Genomic DNA, 17,053 nt, shown 5'->3' with positions numbered 1-17,053 from the left:
GGTCATGCACTCACCTCGTTTCGGCTCCACCGGAGCTACCCGCAACGCCGCCGACCGACATCCAGCCTGCATTATTCCGGGTAAGCCAGGCGTTAGCCTAGACAGACGCCATTCGCAGGAGAGGCAATTATGCAGGCCCGACGCAACCCCCGACGGAAGAGGTCGACTCAAGCGCTGCCGAGGACCCCAGGCGGTCGACCCAAAGCGTCCGCGCGCGCATTGGCGCAGGTCATCGAGCGCAGCTCGCGGATACAGGGCCCGGCCGCCGAGGCCTACGTGGCCAGGCTGCGGCGCGCGCACCCCGCCGCCAGCCCCGCCGAGATCGCCACCAAGCTACAGAAGCGCTACCTGGCCGTGGTGACTGCCAGCGGCGTGGCGGTGGGAATGGCAGCGACCATCCCCGGGATCGGCACGTTGAGTGCGCTGTCCGCGGCTGCGGCGGAAACCGTGGCGTTCCTCGAGGCCACCGCGCTCCTGGTGCTGGCGCTGGCGGTGGTGTACGGCATTCCCGCCGACCACCGGGAACGACGCCGCGCTCTGGTGCTGGCGGTGCTGGTCGGAGACAACAGCGGGCACGCCGTCGCCGAGCTGATCGGTCCGGCCCGCACCAACGGTGGCTGGATCGCCGAGGGCATGGCCTCGCTGCCACTGTCGTCGATGTCGCGGTTGAACTCGCGGTTGCTCAAGTCCTGGGTCAAGCGGTACACGGTGCGACGCAGCGCACTGATGTTCGGCAAGCTGCTGCCGGTCGGCATTGGCGCCCTGGTCGGCGCCATCGGCAATTACCTCGCGGGCAAGAAGCTCGTCAGCAACGCCCACAAAGCGTTCGGCGCCCCGCCGGCGCGCTGGCCAGTCACCCTGCACCTATTGCCGCCGGTTCGCGAGGCCGGCTAGGGCCGGCTAGGGCCGGGTTGCATCCGTCTCGCTGGCGAATTGCCGGCAAAGCGTTAGCCTTTATGAGGCGGAGACCATCAGAACGGCAGGCGTCGCACCATGGCGCTTGCGGGACCTTGGAGAACAGAGGAATCGAGGCGAACAGCGGCCGTGAGCAACATAAGTTCACCATTCGGGCAAAACGAATGGCTGGTCGAGGAGATGTACCGCAAGTTCCGCGACGACCCCTCCTCGGTCGATCCGAGCTGGCACGAATTCCTGGTGGACTACAACCCCGAATCGGTCTCCGAGCCAGCCCCTGCGCCCGCCCCCGCCGCTGCGACCCCCGCCGACGGGCAGGCGGCCGCGGTCGCCCCGGAAGCGAAGCCGACCGCCCCAGCACCACAGGCCGCGCCGCCGACTCCACCCGTCGGCACCGCCACGGTGGGCGACGGCGCGCCGACCACGCTTGCCGCGCCGCCGGCAAAAGCCGCCCCTCCCCCACCGGCCGAAGGTGACGAACTGCAGGTGCTGCGCGGCGCGGCGGCGGCCGTCGTCAAGAACATGTCGGCATCGCTCGAGGTGCCGACGGCGACCAGCGTCCGGGCCGTTCCGGCCAAGCTGCTGATCGACAACCGGATCGTCATCAACAACCAGCTCAAGCGCACCCGCGGCGGCAAGATCTCGTTCACCCATCTGCTCGGCTACGCGCTGGTGCAGGCGGTCAAGCGTTTCCCGAACATGAACCGGCACTACACCGAGGTCGACGGCAAGCCCACCGCCGTCACACCCGCGCACATCAATCTGGGCCTGGCCATCGACCTGCCGGGCAAGGACGGCAAGCGCTCACTGGTGGTGGCCGGCATCAAGGGCTGCGAGACCATGCGATTTGCGCAGTTCGTCACCGCCTACGAAGACATCGTGCGCCGGGCGCGCGACGGTAAGCTGACCGCCGAAGACTTTGCCGGCGTGACGATTTCGCTGACCAACCCCGGAACCATCGGCACCGTGCACTCGGTGCCGCGGCTGATGGCCGGCCAGGGCGCGATCATCGGCGTCGGCGCGATGGAGTACCCCGCCGAATTTCAGGGCGCCAGCGAGGAGCGCATCGCCGAACTGGGCATCGGCAAGCTGATCACCCTGACCTCGACCTACGACCACCGCATCATCCAGGGCGCGGAATCCGGTGACTTCCTTCGCGCCATCCACGAGATGCTGCTCTCGGACGCATTCTGGGACGAGATCTTCCGCGAGCTGAGTATCCCGTACCTGCCGGTGCGCTGGAGCACCGACAACCCGGACTCGATCGTCGACAAGAACGCCCGGGTGATGGAGCTGATTGCGGCGTACCGCAACCGCGGCCACCTGATGGCCGACACCGACCCGCTGCGGTTGGACAAGACCCGCTTCCGCAGCCATCCCGATCTCGAAGTGCTGACCCACGGCCTGACGCTGTGGGATCTCGATCGGGTGTTCAAGGTCAACGGCTTCGCCGGTTGCGAGTACAAGAAGCTGCGCGACGTCCTGGGCTTGCTGCGCGACGCGTACTGCCGCCACATCGGGGTGGAGTACACCCACATCCTCGACCCCGAACAACAGGAGTGGCTGCAACAACGGGTCGAGACCAAACACGTCAAACCGACTGTCGCCCAACAGAAGTACATCCTGAGCAAGCTGAACGCCGCCGAGGCCTTCGAAACGTTCCTGCAAACCAAATACGTTGGGCAGAAACGGTTCTCGCTGGAAGGCGCGGAAAGCGTGATCCCGATGATGGACGCGGCGATCGACCAGTGTGCCGAGCACGGCCTCGATGAAGTGGTGATCGGGATGCCGCACCGCGGCCGGCTCAACGTGCTGGCCAACATCGTCGGCAAGCCGTACTCGCAGATCTTCACCGAGTTCGAAGGCAACCTGAACCCGTCACAAGCGCACGGCTCCGGCGACGTGAAATACCACCTCGGCGCCACCGGTGTGTACCTACAGATGTTTGGCGACAACGACATTCAGGTGTCACTGACCGCCAACCCGTCCCACCTAGAGGCCGTCGACCCGGTGCTCGAGGGGCTGGTGCGGGCCAAGCAGGATCTGCTCGACCACGGCAGCACCGACAGCGAAGGGCAACGCGCGTTTTCGGTGGTGCCGTTGATGCTGCACGGGGACGCCGCCTTCGCCGGCCAGGGCGTGGTCGCCGAGACGCTGAACCTGACGAACCTGCCCGGCTACCGCGTGGGCGGCACCATCCACATCATCGTCAACAACCAGATCGGGTTCACCACCGCGCCGGAGCATTCGCGGTCCAGCGAGTACTGCACCGACGTCGCGAAAATGATTGGGGCGCCGATCTTCCACGTCAACGGCGACGACCCCGAGGCGTGCGTGTGGGTGGCACGGCTGGCCGTGGACTTCCGGCAGCGGTTCAAAAAGGACGTCGTTATCGACATGCTGTGCTACCGACGCCGCGGGCACAACGAGGGCGACGACCCGTCGATGACCAACCCCTACATGTACGACGTCGTCGACACCAAGCGCGGGGCCCGCAAGAGCTACACCGAAGCCCTCATCGGCCGTGGCGACATCTCGATGAAGGAGGCCGAGGACGCGCTGCGCGACTACCAGGGCCAGCTGGAGCGGGTGTTCAACGAGGTCCGTGAGCTGGAGAAGCACGGCGCGCAACCCAGCGAATCGGTGGAGTCCGACCAGATGATCCCCGCGGGGCTGGCGACCGCGGTGGACAAATCGCTGCTGGCCCGGATCGGCGACGCGTTCCTGGCCTTGCCGGACGGATTCACCCCGCACCCACGCGTCCAGCCGGTACTGGAGAAGCGCCGGGAGATGGCCTACGAGGGCAAGATCGACTGGGCCTTCGCCGAGCTGCTGGCCCTGGGTTCGCTGGTGGCCGAGGGCAAGCTAGTGCGGCTATCCGGCCAAGACACCCGCCGCGGCACCTTCTCCCAGCGGCATTCGGTGCTCATCGACCGCCACACCGGTGAGGAGTTCACGCCGCTGCAGCTGCTGGCGACCAACAAGGACGGCACTCCCACGGGCGGCAAGTTCCTGGTGTACGACTCGCCGCTGTCCGAGTACGCCGCGGTCGGCTTCGAGTACGGCTACACCGTGGGCAACCCGGACGCCGTCGTCCTGTGGGAGGCGCAGTTCGGCGACTTCGTCAACGGCGCGCAGTCGATCATCGACGAATTCATCAGCTCCGGTGAGGCCAAATGGGGCCAGCTGTCCACGGTCGTGCTGCTGCTGCCACACGGACACGAGGGGCAGGGGCCTGACCACACCTCCGGACGCATCGAGCGCTTCCTACAGCTGTGGGCGGAGGGTTCGATGACGATTGCGGTGCCGTCGACACCGTCCAACTACTTCCACCTGTTGCGCCGGCACGCGCTCGACGGGATCATGCGCCCGCTCATCGTGTTCACGCCGAAGTCGATGCTGCGCAACAAGGCAGCGGTCAGCGACATCAAGGACTTCACCGAGATCAAATTCCGCTCGGTGCTCGAGGAGCCGACCTACGAGGACGGCATCGGCGATCGCGGCAAGGTCACCCGGATCCTGCTGACCTGCGGCAAGCTCTACTACGAGCTGGCCGCGCGCAAGGCCAAGGACAAGCGCGACGACATCGCGATCGTGCGAATCGAACAACTTGCCCCGCTGCCCAGGCGCCGGCTGGGCGAGACGCTGGACCGCTACGAGAACGTCAAGGAGTTCTTCTGGGTGCAGGAAGAGCCGGCCAACCAGGGCGCGTGGCCGCGGTTCGGCCTGGAGCTGCCCGAGCTGCTGCCGAGGCTGGGCGGCATCAAGCGCATTTCGCGCCGGGCCATGTCGGCACCGTCGTCGGGCTCGTCGAAGGTGCACGCGGTCGAGCAACAGGAGATCCTCGATGAGGCGTTCGCCTGAAGCACGGCGAACGTGCGTGTTTGTACCGCGCCACGCCACGTCGGCCGGCATTTTGCGCGCGCTCGTGAAGTGAAAGTGCGTGCCACACGGTTTTGACGCGGGACCGTCAGCGGGAGATCGGGTTTGAGCAGGCTCGGCAACTTCGCCTGTGGGATCGCCGACCAACTGCGCGGCGTATACAAGTCGCACCAATACGGCGGCGTGATCTTGCCATTCACGATCCTGCGACGCCTGGACTGCGTCCTCGAGCCTACTCGCGACGAGGTGCGGACGCTGGCCGAGCCGGACATGATCGCCAAGGGCCAAGACGCCGGCAACATCCGCCTCGGCGGCACCCTGGCCGACGACCAGTTCTGGGACCGCACCTTCGCCTTCTGGATGTCCAACCCCCCCAACGGTTTTGACCGGAAGGCGGCGCATGAGGCCGTCGAGAAGGAAGCGCTCGCCGCGGGTACGCGGTCCTCGCATAGTCTTCCCTCCATTGGCGACGGGCAGACGCTGCTTATGTGCCACTTGCGCACAAGATGCGGCCCAGGCATGACCGCGGCGGCTGCGCCGGGATAGTCCTGAACGGCTCGGCGCTGTTCAACGGCGCCGCCGAATCCGGGCCGTCGAAGACCCGACGGTGGCTGCCGGAAATCGGATCTGGTAGACGCGATCGTCGCGCTGCCGACCAACATGTTCTTCAACATCGGAATCGCCACCGGCATCTGGATCCGTTGATGCGCCGGGGCGGGCACACTTGATCTCCGATATCGCCAATGGTTTTGCTCGCCTGAACCACCCGCTACTAACGGGACCAGCGGTACCGGCTAACGTCGATCGCAACGACCGAGGGAGGGTGCGCATGGAGGGGTTCGCCGGAAAAGTCGCCGTGGTCACCGGCGCGGGTTCGGGCATCGGGCAGGCGCTGGCCGTCGAACTGGGACGCTCGGGCGCCAAGCTGGCGATCAGCGACGTCGACACCGAAGGGCTGGCGGGGACCGAGGAAAGGCTGAAGGCGATCGGCGCCCCGGTGCGGGCGGACCGACTTGACGTCACCGAGCGCGAAGCGTTCCTGGCCTACGCCGACGCGGTCAACGAGCACTTCGGCAAGGTAAACCAGATCTACAACAACGCCGGCATCGCCTTCACCGGTGACATCGAGGTCAGCCAGTTCAAGGACATCGAACGGGTGATGGACGTCGACTTCTGGGGCGTGGTGAACGGCACCAAGGCGTTCCTGCCATACCTGATCGCCTCCGGGGACGGCCACGTCGTCAACGTTTCCAGCGTGTTCGGGCTGTTTTCGGTCTCGGGTCAGGCGGCATACAACGCGGCCAAGTTCGCCGTCCGCGGCTTCACCGAGGCGCTGCGGCAGGAGATGATTCTGGCCGGGCATCCGGTCGGGGTGACCACGGTGCACCCCGGCGGCATCAAGACCGCGATCGCCCGTAACGCGACCGTCGCGGAGGGCCTTGACCAGGCCGAACTGGCCAAGATGTTCGACAGGCGGGTGGCCCACACGAGCCCGGAGCGGGCCGCCCGGATCATCCTGGGGGCGGTGCGCAAGAACAAGGCCCGGGTGCTGGTCGGCCCGGACGCCAAGGTGCTGGACATCGTGGTGCGCTTGACGGGTTCCGGATACCAGCGGCTGTTCATGCCCGTGCTGGGCCGGCTATTGCCAGCCCCGCATCGCTGACGGGTCAGCGCGAACAGACGCAAAAGCCCCCATTTGGCGGCGCAAATGGGGGCTTTTGCGTCTGCTCGCGCAGCCAGACGTGCGCATTAGCGCCCTAACGGGTGCTCAGCCAACCACCCGTCGGCGACCACCTGTGGGTCCGCACCGCGTGCCACCTGGCGGCGCATGTCGGTCAGGGCCGCGGTGTCCAGCACCCCCGCGATTTCGTTGATCGCCAGCAGTTGCCGATCATTCAGGGCATTGCGCCTATAGAGCGGCACCACGTTCTCGGCCCGGATCAGCGCGGCTTTGCCGTCGGCGAGCACAACCAGGTCGGCGGGGAGGTCGGGGTTGGCGGTGGTGGTCCAGCCCGCGGTCAGCTGTCCGGCCCGCAGCGCGGCGAACATCGTTGGGTAGTCCGGGAATTCACGCACCACGGGCAGCCGGCAAGAACCCACCCCCGTGGGCTGCGCGCCATTGACCCGCCCGACGACCAGCCCGTCGCAGTGGCGCGGCAGCAGGCTCAAGTCGCTGCCACCCCAGGCCGTCGCGGTGGCCGCAGTCACCACCAGCGCGGGCTTGTCTTCGGCGGCGGTGGTGTAGTCACCGGCGGTGACGCCCTCGGGCAGCGCGGAGATCATCACCCGGTAGACCTGCCCGTCGGAGAGCGCCGAGGCGCCGGGCTGCAACGTCTGCAGCACCTGGCCGGTGAAAGCGGGCATGACGGCGAACTCACCCGAATCCAGTTTCGCCATGGGGTCACTCGCGGTTTGGGCACGCGCCCCGAACCCGTACGACCGCAACGCGGCGACGTAGATGGCGGCCAGCAGCCTGTACTCGGAGTCAGGCTTGGATCCGACGACCAACGCCGGGCTGTGCTCCTCGGCCGCACAGGCGGCCACCGCCAGCGCCCCGGCGAGCAGCAGCGCGGCCAGCCTGCCGACTTTCACCCGGAAGTATCTGCGGCCAGGGCCACCGCCTTGGCAACCGCTTCCCCGACGCGCAAGTCCAGTGGGCTGGGGACGATGCGGTCGACGGCGAGGTCGTCGCTGACGACGGAGAAGATCGCCTCGGCCGCGGCCACCATCATCTTCTCGGTGATCCGGCGCGCGCCGGCGTCCAGTGCGCCGCGAAACACCCCGGGAAAGGCGAGCACGTTGTTGATCTGGTTGCAGAAGTCGCTGCGCCCGGTGGCCACCACCGCCGCGTACTTCGCCGCAACGTCGGGGCATATCTCCGGGTCCGGATTGGACAGCGCGAACACGATCGGTTCGGGTGCCATCGTGGCGATCAACTCTTCGGCGACCTGGCCCGCCGACACCCCGAGGAACACGTCCGCGCCGCCGAGAGCCGTGGCCATGCCGCCGGTGAGGCCACCGGGATTGGTCCGTTGCGCCAAGTCGACCTTGACGCTGTTCATGTCGTCACGCCCGGTGTGCAGAATCCCGCGGGAGTCGAGGACCGTGATGTCGGAAACCCCCATTGCGAGAAGCAGATTCGTGCATGCGACCCCCGCGGCGCCGGCGCCGGACACCACCACCCGCAGCGAGGACATGTCGCGGCCGAGCACCTTGGTGGCGCCCATCAGCGCGGCCAGCACGACGATCGCCGTGCCGTGCTGGTCGTCGTGCATCACCGGGCAGTCCAGCGCCTCAACAACCCGCCGTTCGATCTCGAAGCAGCGCGGCGCCGCGATGTCTTCGAGGTTGACGGCGCCGAACGTCGGGCGCAGCCGCACCAGGGTCTCGACGATCTCGTCGGGATCCTTGGTGTCCAGCACGATCGGGATTGCGTCCAGCCCCCCAAAGGCCTTGAACAGGGCGCACTTGCCCTCCATCACCGGCAGCGACGCGGCCGCGCCGATATCCCCGAGCCCGAGCACCGCACTGCCGTCGCTCACGACCGCCACCAGCCGATTGGCCCAGGTGTAGCGGGCGGCCACGGTGCGGTCCGCAGCGATCGCGCGGCTGACCTGCGCCACACCCGGGGTGTAGGCGATCGACAACGCGCGCTGGGTGTCCAGCGGAGCCTTCAGTGCTACGGAAAGCTTGCCGCCTACGTGCGCCTCGAAGATCTCGTCGTCGTCGATGACGATGCGTGGCGACAGGTCGATTTTTGGCACGGGGTCGAGGGTACTGCAGGCCTGCCCGGACAAAACGCCGATGTGCTGTCGAGCCTCCGATAGACTCGTGCCCGTTGTTTGATTTCGGCGCCTGCGAGGCCCGTCATGGCGTATCTGATTGCAGCGCAGGACATGTTGGAGGCGGCGGCGACGGATTTGCAGGGCATCGGCTCGGCACTGGTCGCGGCCAATGCTGCGGCGGCGGCCCCGACCACCCGGGTGCTGGCCGCGGGCGCGGATGAGGTGTCGGCGGCCATCGCGTCGCTGTTTTCTGCCAATGCCCAGGCCTACCGGGCGCTCAGCGCGCAGGCAGAGGAGTTTCATCAGCAGTTTGTGCGGGCGTTGAGTGCCGCTTCGGGATCATACGCAGCCGCCGAGGCCGCGAATGCCTCGCCCATGCAGCAGGCGCTGAACCTGGTCAACGCGCCTACCGAGTTACTGCTCGGGCGCCCGCTGATCGGCAACGGCGCCAATGACGGGCCCGGGCAAAACGGTGGCGACGGCGGGTTGCTGTGTGGCAACGGCGGCAACGGCGGCTCGAGCACCACCCCCGGCCAGCCCGGCGGTCGCGGCGGTGCCGCCGGGTTGATCGGCAACGGCGGGGCCGGTGGAGCCGGCGGGCCCGGCGCGAACGGTGGTGCCGGCGGCAACGGCGGGCTGTTCTATGGCAACGGCGGGGCCGGTGGGGCCGGCGGGGTCGCCACCATCGTCGGCGGCAGCGGCGGTAACGGCGGGGCCGGCGGCAACGCCGGACTGTGGGGCAACGGCGGGGCCGGCGGGGCGGGCGCGGCCGGCGCGACCGGCGCCAACGCCGTAAATCCCGCGCCCAACCAGGTGCAACAGGCGCCCAACGGCGCCGACGGGCTCGACAACGGGTCCGGCAACGGCGGCGACGGCGTGTCCGGCGGCAATGGTATCAACCCCGGGGTGGGCGGCGGGGATGGCGGCATGGGCGGGGACGGGACTAGCAGCGGCGTCGTTTCCGGAGGCGTCGGCGGGACCGGCGGTGCTGCCGGCAACTTCGCCTCGGGAGGCGACGGCGGGGCCGGGGGCTCCGCCACAAGCAACGGACAGCACGCTACCGGGGGCAACGGTGGTGCCGGCGGCGCCGGAGGTGCCGGTGGCGCTGGCGGTGCGGGCGGTGCCGGCGGTATGGCCACCGGTCCCGCCGGCGCTACCGGTGGCGATGGTGGTGTCGGTGGTGCGGGCGGTATCGGTGGTGCCGGCGGTGCCGGCGGCAACGGCGGTGACGCCTCCGTATCGGGCGGCGACGCTACGGGAGGCAACGGTGGCGACGGCGGCACCGGCGGCATCGGCGGCTTCGGGGGCGCCGGTGGTCGCGGGGGGCTGCTGGTCGGCACGGGCGGCGCCGGCGGCATCGGCGGCATCGGCGGCGACGGCGGCATCGGTGCGCCGGGAGGCGCCGGCGGTGGCGGTGGCAATGGGGGTATCGCGTCGGGCACTGGCGGAGGATTCTTCACCAGCGGCGACGGCGGCGACGGCGGAGCGGGCGGCGACGGCGGGGCCGGTGGCGCCGGCGGCAACGGCGGAGCGGGCGGCGCGGGCGGGCTGTTCGGTCAGGCGGGCAGCCCCGGCGCCGGCGCCGCCGGGGGTCTCGGCGGCTCGGGCGGCGCGGGCGGCGCGGGTGGTGCCGGCGGGGCGGGCTTCACCCCTGGGAACATGGGCGCCGCTGGCGCTCAAGGCGCCACCGGCGCCAACGGGCAGCACGGCCTGGACGGTTAGCGATCACCCGTCGCGCAAGGGATCGGTCCACCTGAGGTCGGCGAATCGGGCAAAGTCGGTGTCACTGGACTGGATCTCGGCGTTGTTTTCGATGCCGTACGCAGCCAATTGCACATCGGTAGTCAGGTTGCCGGCGGTGCCGAGTTTCTCAAGCAGGCTCAACGCGATCTCCATATGGCGCGGACCCGCGGTGAGCAGGTCCACGTTTGGCTGCGAAAGCCAGTCACGCACATAGGCGACCGCATCCACCGTAGGCACCGGCGCGGCGAGCACTCGGGCGTTGGTGGCGATCCGCAGGAATCCGAACAACGCTGGATGGGTCAACCCGATTCGTGTGGGGCCGTTGACAGTATCTTGCCACCACGCGTGCGCGCGCTGATGTTGCGGGAACCCAGTGATGACCGCATAGAGCAGCAGATTGACGTCAGGGATGATCACCGGTGCGCGCGGCGTCCAGGATCGCCGCGTCCTCCAGCTCGTCGACCAACCGGTTGAAGCCTGCCAGATCGAATCCAGGCCGCACTGTGGACTCATGCGGGTTCAACCGATACGGCTCCTGGCGTGCCGCCTGCGGTGCCAACGCGCTCCGCAACGCGTCGTTGATGACGTGCTTCATGGGTCGGCGTTCGCGATGAACCGCCTCCTCGACCAGGCGGACGACGTCATCGTCGAGCGTCAAGGTGGTGCGCATAGCAGTCATCATGATGTCTACCTATGCGTGCGTCAAGACGTCCCGACGACCGCGCCTCCGCCTAAATCAAGCCAAGCTCGGTGACGGCGTTGCGCTCGTCGGCGAGCTCGGCCGTCGACTTGTCGATGCGCCCGCGCGAGAAGTCGTCGATCTCCAGGCCGCTGACGATCGTCCAGTCGCCGTCCTTGGTGGTCACCGGGAACGAGGAAATCAGGCCCTCCGGCACGCCGTAGGAGCCGTCGGAAACGACCGCCATCGAGACCCAGTCGCCCTCGGGGCTACCCAACAGCCAGTCCCGGGCGGCATCGATGGTCGCCGACGCGGCCGACGCGGCCGACGACGCGCCGCGCGCGTCGATGATCGCGGCGCCGCGCTTGGCGACCGTCGGAATGAAGTCGTTCTCGATCCAGGCCTGATCGCCCACCACCTCCGCGGCGATCTTGCCCTTGACTTCGGCGTGGAACAGGTCGGGGTACTGGGTGGCCGAGTGGTTTCCCCAAATTGTCATCTTCTTGATGTCGGTCACCGCGGCGCCGGTCTTGCGGGCCAGCTGCGAGATCGCCCGGTTGTGGTCGAGGCGGGTCAGCGCTGAGAACCGCTCTCTGGGGATGTCGGGGGCGTTGCTCATCGCGATCAGCGCGTTGGTGTTGGCCGGGTTGCCCGTCACGCCGATGCGCACGTCGTCCGCGGCCACCGCGTTGAGGGCCTTGCCCTGAGCGGTGAAGATCGCGCCGTTGGCCTCGAGGAGGTCGCTGCGCTCCATGCCCGGGCCGCGCGGACGAGCACCGACCAGCAGCGCCAGGCTTACACCGTCGAAGATCTCGTTCGGGTCGGCGCCGGTTTCGACGCCCGCCAGCAGCGGAAACGCGCAGTCGTCGAGTTCCATCACGACACCCTCGAGGGCCTTCAGTGCGGGCTCGATCTCGAGCAGACGCAGCTCGATCGGGCGGTCGGGGCCCAGCAGCGAGCCGCTGGCCAGTCGGAACAACAGGCTGTAGCCGATCTGGCCGGCGGCACCGGTGACGGCGACCTTGAGGGGACTTGCGCTCACGTCGGTTCTGCTCCTTACGCATCCTCGTAGGGTGTCGGGTCGAAACTAGCGCACCCCTGCCGTCGGCAAATCCCCGGTCCAATGCTGGCAACGGCCGCGCTTCGTCTCTCGCCGTTATGCCGGGGCGCGTACCATGGACCCCCGCCGGTCAGACCTGCGCTGCGATCGGAGGTGGATGTGTTTCCGGGATTTGACGCATTGCCTGAAGTGCTGAGGCCAATCGCAAAGCCCCGGGTTTACGAGCCGCATGGACACCCGGTCAACGGCCCGGCCGACGCCTTGGTCGACTGCGGGGTCTACGTCGACGGCCACCGGTTGCCCGGCAAGTACACGCACGACGCCGCGCTGGCGAGGGTGCGCGAGATCGAGCTGACGGGCCATGAGGCATTCGTCTGGATCGGTCTGCACGAGCCCGACGAGAGCCATATGCAGGACGTGGCCGACGTCTTCGGCCTGCACCCGTTGGCGGTCGAGGATGCCGTGCACGCGCACCAGCGGCCCAAGCTGGAGCGCTACGACGAGACGCTATTCCTTGTCCTGAAGACCGTGAATTACGTGCCGCACGAATCGGTGGTCCTGGCCCGCCAGATCGTGGAGACCGGCGAGATCATGATCTTCGTCGGCAGGGATTTTGTGGTCACGGTGCGGCACGGCGAACACGGCGGACTGTCCGACGTGCGCAAGCGAATGGATTCCGACCCCGACCATCTGCGACTGGGGCCGTACGCGGTGCTGCACGCGATCTCCGACTACGTCGTGGACCACTACCTGGCGGTGACCAGTCTGATGGAGACCGATATCGACAGCATCGAGGAGGTGGCGTTTGCCCCTAGCCGCAAGCTCGACGTCGAACCGATTTATCTGCTCAAGCGCGAGGTGGTCGAACTACGCCGGTGCGTGAGCCCGCTGTCCGCCGCCTTCCAGCGACTGCAGACGGAGAGCAAAGACCTGATTTCCAAGGAAGTGCGACGCTACCTGCGTGACGTCGCCGACCACCAGACGGAGGCCGCGGATCAGATCGCCAGCTACGACGACATGCTCAACTCGCTGGTGCAGGCCGCGCTGGCGCGTGTCGGCATGCAGCAAAACATGGACATGCGCAAGATATCGGCGTGGGCCGGCATCATCGCCGTGCCCACCATGGTCGCTGGGATTTATGGCATGAACTTCCACTTCATGCCCGAGCTGGACTCCAGGTGGGGTTACCCGACGGTGATCAGCGCAATGGTCGCCATCTGCATATTCCTCTACATCAGTTTCCGCAAGCGAGACTGGCTGTAGGTCGCGGCGAGCAGACGCAAAAGACCCCGACACCAACGTAAGGGGTTTTTGTCAAGGGGTTGGGGGGCCTGCCCGTTCATCGTCTCTACGTAGCGATCAACCGGGGTTCGTGATGCCCCGACAGCGTGCAATCGAGTTCGGTGAGGAATGGGCGGGGCCTGCTCATGGTGTCGGTCGAGGTGGTCCTCTACGCCGAGTGGAGCTTGGCCCCAACCTATTTCATTCGGTTGGTTCGGGGTGGGTGAGGTTAGGCAGCTGCGGGCAGCTCGGTGGGGCCGGCGATGGCGGCGTCCCAGGTCACCCGGCGGGTGACGATGGTATGTATCCAGCGCAGCAGCGCGGCCGCGATAGCGGCTCGGGCTTGCCCGTCTTTGAGCGGATTGCGCTCGGCTAGTCAAATGCCGGTAGCGGGCGGCCATTACCGGGTTATTCGGCAGGGCGCCCCACACGGCGCGCCAGGCCGCCAGCCGCAGCCGGGGCCGGCCCCGCCCGGAGATCCGCGACCGGCCCGTCATGGTGCCGCTGGCGTTCTCCCGCGGGCACAGCCCGGCGTGTTTGACCAGCGCGCGGGCTATCGAAGCGGGTGGGGTCGCCGGTTTCAGCCAGGATGGCGGCCGCCCCAGTGCCGAGACGCCGGGGATGCTGCTGACCAGCTCGGTCAACCTGAGTTCATCGAGGATGGCGACCATGTGGGTCTCCACCTCGGCCAAGCGGGTCTTGGTGGCGCGCCAATCGGCCAGCACCCACTTGGCGCGCTGCAGCGCACCCAGGCGCTGCGCCAATACCCCGGCCGGATCGGTCAGCGCGGTAAAGACCGCGGTCAGGATGCGCCGCCGGGGCCCCCGCCTTCCCCCCCAGCGCGCGAACTCCCGGCGTACCGCCTGCTCAAACCGCGTCGGGCCGAGCCGGGCCAGCCGCTGCGGGCGGCCATCACAACGCTCCAGCACCACCGCCAGTGCCGCACACCAGGTGATCGAGTCAAACGGGTCGGCGGCCGCGGTCAGCACCGCCGGCCAGGCGCACTCCAGCAGATCGCGCAGCTGCTGGATGGCCGCGGTGGCTGTGGTGATCAGCCGGTCCCGATAGGCGCCCAACTGGCGCAGCTGCGCCCAGCTTTCGTCGGCACGCTCGGGGACATAGCAGTCCAGCTGGGCCACCAGCCGCGCGATCAGCACCGCATCCTTGTGATCGGTCTTATCTCGGGTGTAGTCCTCGGTCTCGCGGGCCCGCCCAACCAGCAGCGGCTGCACACACACCAACGCCATATCCTGTTGGGCAGCAAGCTGATCCAGCACCCGCCAGCGATGCCCGGTCGGTTCACAACCCACCGTCACATCAGCGAAACCATGCTTGCGCGCCTCCTGGCGCGCCCACGCCAGTACCGGGCCCAGCCGCCACGCCTTGGCTTTCACCGTGCGACGGGCCAGCACCCGCGAATCATGATCGCAGAGCACCACCGCCTGCTTCTCATCGGCCAAATCGATCGCCAAAATCGCGTTGCTGGCCGGCACCAATTCCCGCAACCGAGCCAACCTGGCATTGCGCCGCTTGTCACCGCGCGACAGACCACTACCCTGAACCATGACGCCCTCCTGGATGTATTGGGATTCCAAGCCCGTCAACGACACCAGGAGGGCGTCCTTCTGATCAACATTCATCGGCATAGCTCTCTTACTACGCCGAGAAATTGGGAGCTTTTGCGTCTGCTCGCGACCCCTTAAGGCGACACCGGAATGGTCAGGTTTACCCCGGAGTCGGCATCGAAAACGGTGAGCTTCGAGGTGTCGAAAGCCAACTCGATCGACTTTCCGATGGCAGCCTTCGATTCGGCGGGAACCCTTGCCACGAACTGGCTTTCATTCGCTTCCGAGTCAGCGGCAAGCTCATCCAGCCGAGCCGAGTGCACATCACAACCCGGGGCGGAAAAATACACGTATTTGTCGGCGCCCAGGGATTCGACCATGTCGACAGTGACCTCAACGGACAGCGCCCGGATGCGCTGGTAGCCGTCGATCAACGCGGCATCCGCCACATGTTCGGGTCGCACCCCGACGACGATGTTGTCCGGTTTCGGGTGCACGGTGATCACCTCCTGGACTTCTGGCGTCAGTGTCACCTCACCGAAGGGCAGCGCCAACCCGATCGGTGTCAGACTGGCGGGAAAGAAATTCATTGCCGGCGATCCGATGAAGCCCGCGACGAACAGATTGGCGGGGCGTTCGTAAAGCTCAGTGGGAGTGCCGATCTGCTGCGCCACACCCCCGTGCATCACCACCACGCGATCGCCCAGTGTCATCGCCTCGGTCTGGTCGTGGGTGACGTAGACGGTGGTAGTGCCCAGCTTCTTTTGCAGCCGGGCGATCTCGCCGCGCATCTGCACTCGCAGTTTCGCGTCCAGGTTGGACAGCGGCTCGTCCATCAAGAATGCCTTGGGGTGGCGCACGATTGCCCTGCCCATCGCGACCCGCTGCCGCTGCCCGCCCGACAACTGCGACGGCTTACGATCCAGAAGGTCAGTGAGGTCGAGGATTCTGGCGGTCTCGGCGACCTTCTGCGCAATGTCGGCCTTCTTCATCTTCGCCAGTGTCAGCGGAAACGCGATATTCTGCCGCACGGTCATGTGCGGGTACAGCGCGTACGACTGGAACACCATCGCGATATCGCGGTCTTTCGGCGCCTTCTCGTTTACCCGTTCGCCGCCGATGCGCAGTTCTCCCGACGAGATATCCTCAAGTCCGGCAATCATGTTCAGTGTCGTGGTCTTGCCGCAGCCGGAAGGCCCGACCAGGATCAGGAATTCGCCGTCGGCGATGGTGATGTTGAGGTCCTTTACGGCCATCGCCCCGTCGGGGTAACTCTTGTTGACGTGCTCCAGCACTATCTCGGCCATCGTGCTATCCCTTCACAGCGCCAGAGGTCAACCCGGCGACAATCCGACGTTGGAAGATGAGAACAAAGACGATGATCGGGACCGTGATCACGATCGCGCCGGCCGCGATCGATCCGGTTGGCTCCTCGAATTGCGAACTGCCGGTGAAGTTGACGATGGCCACCGGCGCGGTGATCGCCACCTTGGTAGCGGTAAGCGACAACGCCAGCAGCAGGTCGTTCCAGGCGAAGATGAACACCAGGATCGCGGCGGTCACCAGCCCCGGAGCCGCCAGCGGCACAATCACTTTGCGGAAGGCCTGAGCGGGTGTGGCGCCATCCATCTTCGCGGCTTTTTCCAGATCCCACGGGATCTCCCGGAAGAACGCCGACAACGTGTAGATGGCCAGCGGCAACGCGAACGTGATGTACGGCAGGATCAACCCCGGCCAGGTGTTGAAGAGGCCGACGGCACGTTCGATGTTGAACAACGGTGTGACCAGTGATATCGCGGGGAACATCGTGATCAGCAAGGTGACACCGATCAGCGGCCGCTTGCCCGGAAAGTCCAGCCGGGCAACCGCGTAGGCCGCCATCGCGCCGAGCGTCACCGCGATCACCGTGGTGATCAACCCGATTCCGATGGAGTTGATCAGCGCCGAGGTGAAGAACTCGCCCCGGAAGATGCCGCGATAGTTGTCCAACGTCACCGATGACGGAATCAGCTTGCCGTCCTTGACAGTTGACGTTGGCTTGAGTGACAGGCTCAAGATCCACAACACCGGAAGCAGCGCATACGCCACGACCAAGGTGTCGATGACGGCCCAGAACGCGGCGCGCCGCGCACCCAATGGCTCG

14 protein-coding genes are annotated in these 17,053 nt (G+C 67.0%); 6 read left to right on the top strand and 8 right to left on the bottom strand.

Annotation, left to right across the window (positions count from 1 at the left end; genetic code table 11):
- Window positions 1-129: 129 nt before the first annotated feature.
- The 4 genes from G6N24_RS04310 (at window position 130) to G6N24_RS04295 (ending at window position 6,460) form a co-directional block, all read left to right on the top strand.
- Entirely contained in the window at window positions 130-894 is a 765-nt protein-coding gene (locus G6N24_RS04310; RefSeq protein WP_085161801.1) for a hypothetical protein, read from the top strand.
- Between the two features lie 150 nt (window positions 895-1,044).
- Window positions 1,045-4,779, top strand: coding sequence for a multifunctional oxoglutarate decarboxylase/oxoglutarate dehydrogenase thiamine pyrophosphate-binding subunit/dihydrolipoyllysine-residue succinyltransferase subunit (locus tag G6N24_RS04305; RefSeq protein ID WP_163745411.1), 3,735 nt, complete (start codon window positions 1,045-1,047; stop codon window positions 4,777-4,779).
- Window positions 4,780-4,902: 123 nt separating this feature from the next.
- Entirely contained in the window at window positions 4,903-5,343 is a 441-nt protein-coding gene (locus G6N24_RS04300) for a type I restriction-modification system subunit M N-terminal domain-containing protein (protein ID WP_232070690.1), read from the top strand.
- Window positions 5,344-5,626: 283 nt separating this feature from the next.
- Complete coding sequence (locus tag G6N24_RS04295) at window positions 5,627-6,460, top strand: SDR family NAD(P)-dependent oxidoreductase (protein ID WP_085156720.1); 834 nt, start codon at window positions 5,627-5,629, stop codon at window positions 6,458-6,460.
- An 86-nt stretch (window positions 6,461-6,546) separates the two neighbouring features.
- Here G6N24_RS04295 and G6N24_RS04290 read toward each other — a convergent pair whose 3' ends face one another.
- Both G6N24_RS04290 and G6N24_RS04285 read right to left on the bottom strand, forming a co-directional pair.
- Window positions 6,547-7,389 (bottom strand): glycine betaine ABC transporter substrate-binding protein, encoded by an 843-nt coding sequence (locus tag G6N24_RS04290; RefSeq protein WP_085156717.1) that lies wholly within the window; start codon window positions 7,387-7,389, stop codon window positions 6,547-6,549.
- Complete coding sequence (locus G6N24_RS04285; RefSeq protein WP_085156714.1) at window positions 7,386-8,561, bottom strand: NAD(P)-dependent malic enzyme; 1,176 nt, start codon at window positions 8,559-8,561, stop codon at window positions 7,386-7,388. The genes G6N24_RS04290 and G6N24_RS04285 overlap by 4 nt, the downstream gene beginning before the upstream one ends.
- 105 nt (window positions 8,562-8,666) lie before the next feature.
- Between G6N24_RS04285 and G6N24_RS04280 the strand changes: the two genes are divergently transcribed.
- The gene (locus G6N24_RS04280) at window positions 8,667-10,304 is read left to right on the top strand and encodes a PE family protein (RefSeq protein WP_163745410.1); all 1,638 of its coding nucleotides are present in this window, start codon (window positions 8,667-8,669) and stop codon (window positions 10,302-10,304) included.
- Between the two features lie 3 nt (window positions 10,305-10,307).
- Here the strand turns inward: G6N24_RS04280 and G6N24_RS04275 are convergent, their stop codons facing one another.
- The 3 genes from G6N24_RS04275 to G6N24_RS04265 form a co-directional block, all read right to left on the bottom strand.
- The gene (locus tag G6N24_RS04275) at window positions 10,308-10,742 is read right to left on the bottom strand and encodes a type II toxin-antitoxin system VapC family toxin (protein WP_085161429.1); all 435 of its coding nucleotides are present in this window, start codon (window positions 10,740-10,742) and stop codon (window positions 10,308-10,310) included.
- Window positions 10,729-10,995 (bottom strand): antitoxin, encoded by a 267-nt coding sequence (locus tag G6N24_RS04270; RefSeq protein WP_085161427.1) that lies wholly within the window; start codon window positions 10,993-10,995, stop codon window positions 10,729-10,731. The genes G6N24_RS04275 and G6N24_RS04270 overlap by 14 nt, the downstream gene beginning before the upstream one ends.
- A gap of 61 nt (window positions 10,996-11,056) precedes the next feature.
- Window positions 11,057-12,046 (bottom strand): malate dehydrogenase, encoded by a 990-nt coding sequence (locus tag G6N24_RS04265; RefSeq protein WP_085161425.1) that lies wholly within the window; start codon window positions 12,044-12,046, stop codon window positions 11,057-11,059.
- Window positions 12,047-12,223: 177 nt separating this feature from the next.
- Between G6N24_RS04265 and corA the strand changes: the two genes are divergently transcribed.
- Window positions 12,224-13,327 (top strand): magnesium/cobalt transporter CorA, encoded by a 1,104-nt coding sequence (gene corA / locus G6N24_RS04260; RefSeq protein ID WP_085161430.1) that lies wholly within the window; start codon window positions 12,224-12,226, stop codon window positions 13,325-13,327.
- Here corA and G6N24_RS04255 read toward each other — a convergent pair.
- Genes G6N24_RS04255 through G6N24_RS04245 form a run of 3 tightly spaced genes read right to left on the bottom strand, consistent with a single transcriptional unit; the run spans window position 13,294 to window position 17,046 of the window.
- The gene (locus G6N24_RS04255) at window positions 13,294-14,985 is read right to left on the bottom strand and encodes an IS110 family transposase (protein WP_163745409.1); all 1,692 of its coding nucleotides are present in this window, start codon (window positions 14,983-14,985) and stop codon (window positions 13,294-13,296) included. The two genes, corA and G6N24_RS04255, sit on opposite strands and share 34 nt — an antisense overlap.
- 59 nt (window positions 14,986-15,044) lie before the next feature.
- Window positions 15,045-16,217, bottom strand: a complete 1,173-nt coding sequence (locus G6N24_RS04250; protein ID WP_085162514.1) for an ABC transporter ATP-binding protein — start codon at window positions 16,215-16,217, stop codon at window positions 15,045-15,047.
- Between the two features lie 4 nt (window positions 16,218-16,221).
- A complete protein-coding gene (locus G6N24_RS04245) occupies window positions 16,222-17,046 on the bottom strand; it encodes a carbohydrate ABC transporter permease (RefSeq protein WP_139822578.1) in 825 nt (274 codons plus the stop codon).
- Between the last annotated feature and the right edge of the window lie 7 nt (window positions 17,047-17,053).

The organism is Mycobacterium lacus, assembly GCF_010731535.1.
GTDB lineage: Bacteria > Actinomycetota > Actinomycetes > Mycobacteriales > Mycobacteriaceae > Mycobacterium > Mycobacterium lacus.
This window is presented reverse-complemented; position numbering and strand designations above follow the sequence as displayed.

What these genes read in the sequence shown, in the direction of transcription:
- G6N24_RS04295 (WP_085156720.1), top strand. Translation starts at nt 5,627, where the DNA reads ATGGAGGGGTTCGCCGGAAAAGTCGCCGTGGTCACCGGCGCGGGTTCG.
- G6N24_RS04270 (WP_085161427.1), bottom strand. Translation starts at nt 10,995, where the DNA reads ATGCGCACCACCTTGACGCTCGACGATGACGTCGTCCGCCTGGTCGAG.
- G6N24_RS04255 (WP_163745409.1), bottom strand. Translation starts at nt 14,985, where the DNA reads ATGAATGTTGATCAGAAGGACGCCCTCCTGGTGTCGTTGACGGGCTTG.
- G6N24_RS04280 (WP_163745410.1), top strand. Translation starts at nt 8,667, where the DNA reads ATGGCGTATCTGATTGCAGCGCAGGACATGTTGGAGGCGGCGGCGACG.
- G6N24_RS04310 (WP_085161801.1), top strand. Translation starts at nt 130, where the DNA reads ATGCAGGCCCGACGCAACCCCCGACGGAAGAGGTCGACTCAAGCGCTG.
- G6N24_RS04250 (WP_085162514.1), bottom strand. Translation starts at nt 16,217, where the DNA reads ATGGCCGAGATAGTGCTGGAGCACGTCAACAAGAGTTACCCCGACGGG.